This is a genomic window from Streptomyces sp. FH025, assembly GCF_017427025.1.
GTDB lineage: Bacteria > Actinomycetota > Actinomycetes > Streptomycetales > Streptomycetaceae > Kitasatospora.
Map to the genome: position 1 here is coordinate 1 of NZ_JAFLNG010000831.1, position 2,960 is coordinate 2,960.

The following is a 2,960-nucleotide window of genomic DNA, read 5'->3' on the forward strand; positions in this document are numbered from 1 at the left end:
GCGGCGAGGGTGTCCGGGACGGCCTCGACGCGCCAGTCCGCCCGCTTGACGATGTTGAACCAGACGAAGCCGACGATGTCGTCGTGCGCCTCCAGCCCGGAGAACAGCTGGTCGATGTCCGCGCGTTGGCGCTTGCCCTGCTCGGAGGCGGTCTCGCTGATGAAGAAGGGCTTCTTGCTGAAGGTGCGGATCTCGGTCATGGTCGGGCCGTACAGGGTGTCGAAGGTCTTCGGGCCGCTGCGGGTGAAGTAGCCGGTCATGCCGGCCCAGTCGACGTAGGTGTCGCCGGGGTAGTACGGCGCGAGGCGGGTGTTGGGCGCCGGGTCGGTGATGTTGGGGCTCCAGACCCAGATCACGTTGGTGGCGCCGGCCTTGTCGAAGATGTCGTGCACGCGCCGCCAGGCGCCCACGAAGTCCTGGGGGCTGGCGGCCTGACGGCCCCACGGGTACCAGTCGCCGTTCATCTCGTGGGCGATGCTGACGGCGATCGGCAGGTCGAGCTTGGCGACGGCCTGGGCGATGCCCTTGACGTAGTCGTCGGTGTCACCGGCCGCGATGGAGGCCAGCGAGTGGTCGTACGGCTCCCAGGCCATGTAGGGCAGTGCCCCGGCGTCGTAGATCCGGCGCACGCCGGCGGTGTCGAAGCCGCCCTTCCAGTGGGAGTAGAACTCCAGCACGTTGGGCTGCTTGCCGATGGCGGCGCTGTAGGCGGACAGGGCGTCCATCGAGGCGGGCACGCCGGGCAGGGCGGCGCCGAGGTACTTGTGGCTCGGCTTGAGCAGCGGGGTGACGTCGTAGGGCACGCCGGTGGGCAGTGCCTTGGGCTGGGCGGGGGCGCTCGCGGCGGCGGCACCGGCGGCACCGGCACCAGTGGCGACGGCGGTCCCGGTGGGCGCGGGCTGGGCGAGGTCCTCCTGAAGGGCGAAGCCCGGGTCCTCGGGGCCGCAGGCGGCGGTGAGCAGCAGGGTGGCGGTCAGCAGTGGGAGCGCCAGCCGGCGACGGAGCCGGCCGGCCCGTCCGGGGTGGGCGGTCATGGTGGGGATCACACGGCTTCCGTGGGGCGCGGCTGGACGAGGACCCGGCCGACGATGGTGGCGTAGAACAGGCCGGAGGCGAGGACGAGGGCGAAGTTCAGCGGCCCCATGGTGAGCATCCGCCAGATGCTCAGGAACACCCACAGCAGGGCGGTGCCGCCGCCCCAGATGATGACGCCGAGCCAGAACCTGCGGGTCTTGTTCTTCTTGGCGCCGCTGGAGCCGGTGGGCTGCCAGGCCATCCGGCTGCCGCGCACGATGTCCCAGATGGCGAAGACGTGCGCCCAGCCGTACATCATGCGGGCGGCCCAGGCCTCCAGCCGGTAGGGGTTGCGGTGCCAGAGCGGGAAGATGACGGTCGCGTAGATCAGGCCGGGCAGGACGAGCGCGCTGTTCTCCCAGCGGACGAGGTCGGGCCGGGTGAGCAGCAGGACGATCGGGATGAGCGGCGAGACGATGGTGAACAGCGCCGTGTGGATGTAGTAGAAGAACCCGGACAGGTAGCAGGCGCGGGTGATGGGCCGCAGTTTGGTCTGCCAGAACTTCTTGCTGCCGAGCAGGCTCATCGAGCCGGTGCACCAGCGGTACTGCTGGTTGAAGAAGCCGCCGACGTTGTCGGGGCAGACGCCGGTGGCCAGGGCGACGGGTATGTACTGGAGGTCCCAGCCGAGGCGGCGCAGGTCGAAGCCGGTGTGCACGTCCTCGGAGTGGCCGATCAGCGTGGTGCCGCCGTTCTCCTCCAGCGCGGCGCGCCGGTAGACCGCGCAGCTGCCGACGCAGATGGCGCCGTCGTTGCGCTGCCGGGAGACCTGGACCGTCCGGTAGAACAGCTCCTGGACGGCGCCGGCGCCGCGCTCGATCCAGTTCTGCGAGTCCAGGATGCGGAAGAACTGCGGGGACTGGACGATGCCGAGGCGCGGGTCGGCCTCCATGTAGGGGAGCGTCTCGTTCAGCAGGTCCGGCCGTGGCGCGAAGTCGGCGTCCAGGATGAGGATGTAGTCGCTGTCGGAGTTGCGGAAGCCGAACTGGAGGTTGCCGGCCTTCTTGAACCAGCCGAGCTTGTCGCGGGTGCCGTAGACGAACCCGAAGTCGACGGCCATCTGCGCGAGTTGCGGGCTGTTGCTGTCGTCGAGGACGTACGGGGTGACGTCGCCGGGGTACTGGTCGCGCAGCCGGGCGACGTGTGTCCAGGTGTTGTGCAGGACCTCGATCGGCTCGCCGGCGACGGGGAGGAACACGTCGACGGTCGGATAGTGCTCCGGCTGCCAGGACTTGACCAGGGCGCGGTGCGCCGCGATGTCGAAGGTCTCGTTGAAGCCGTGCACCCACCGGGATATCAGGTAGTAGACGATGGTGAAGGCGAGCGGCGGGACGAACACGAAGAACCAGGGCGTCGCCCTCAGCAGGCCGATCTCGCTGGCCACCATGCAGACGAAGCTGATGAGGGAGAAGCACGTCAGCACCCACAGGTGGGTGCGCGCGTACAGGTACTTCTCGGTGTTGTCCGGCGGTTGGGGGAGCAGGCCCCAGCGGTTGCGGGCGGCCGGGTCGCGACGGTTGCGGCGGCGGGAGACGGGTGGTCGGCCGCTGTCCGTGAGTCGGGTGCTCTCGGTGACGGTCACGTGGTCTACTCCCCCGAAGCCGTGTCGATCTGAACCTTCCCCGGGCGGCAGCCGTTGTCGAACGGGCTGCCGGGGATTGCGAGGATCGTACGGGACCGATCGCTCGGAATTCGCTCCCCCCTCTTCCGTCGGCCATTCGGAACCGATATCGAGTTCCGATCGTGATCTGGGCGAAGGTGCGAATGGGGCACTTGTGTACGGTGTCCGCCCAGGTGACGAACCGGGTGGCGAGCAGGGCTGCCGACCGGGTGACGAGGAGGCTTCGGGGGATGGACATCGAGGACGGCGGGCGCGGTGGAGACGT

The 2,960-nt window shown here is 69.2% G+C and carries 2 protein-coding genes; both read right to left on the reverse strand.

Annotation, left to right across the window (positions count from 1 at the left end; genetic code table 11):
• Positions 1-1,034 (reverse strand): glycoside hydrolase family 26 protein (locus tag J0670_RS40095; RefSeq protein ID WP_207816347.1); only part of this gene is annotated, 1,034 nt, incomplete at its 3' end.
• An 8-nt stretch (positions 1,035-1,042) separates the two neighbouring features.
• On the reverse strand, positions 1,043-2,461 hold the full coding sequence (locus J0670_RS34490; RefSeq protein WP_243437943.1) for a glycosyltransferase family 2 protein: 1,419 nt from the start codon (positions 2,459-2,461) through the stop codon (positions 1,043-1,045).
• Positions 2,462-2,960: the final 499 nt, after the last annotated feature.

Coding starts and splice junctions, on each gene's coding strand:
- J0670_RS34490 (WP_243437943.1), bottom strand. CDS start 2,461: ATGGTGGCCAGCGAGATCGGCCTGCTGAGGGCGACGCCCTGGTTCTTC.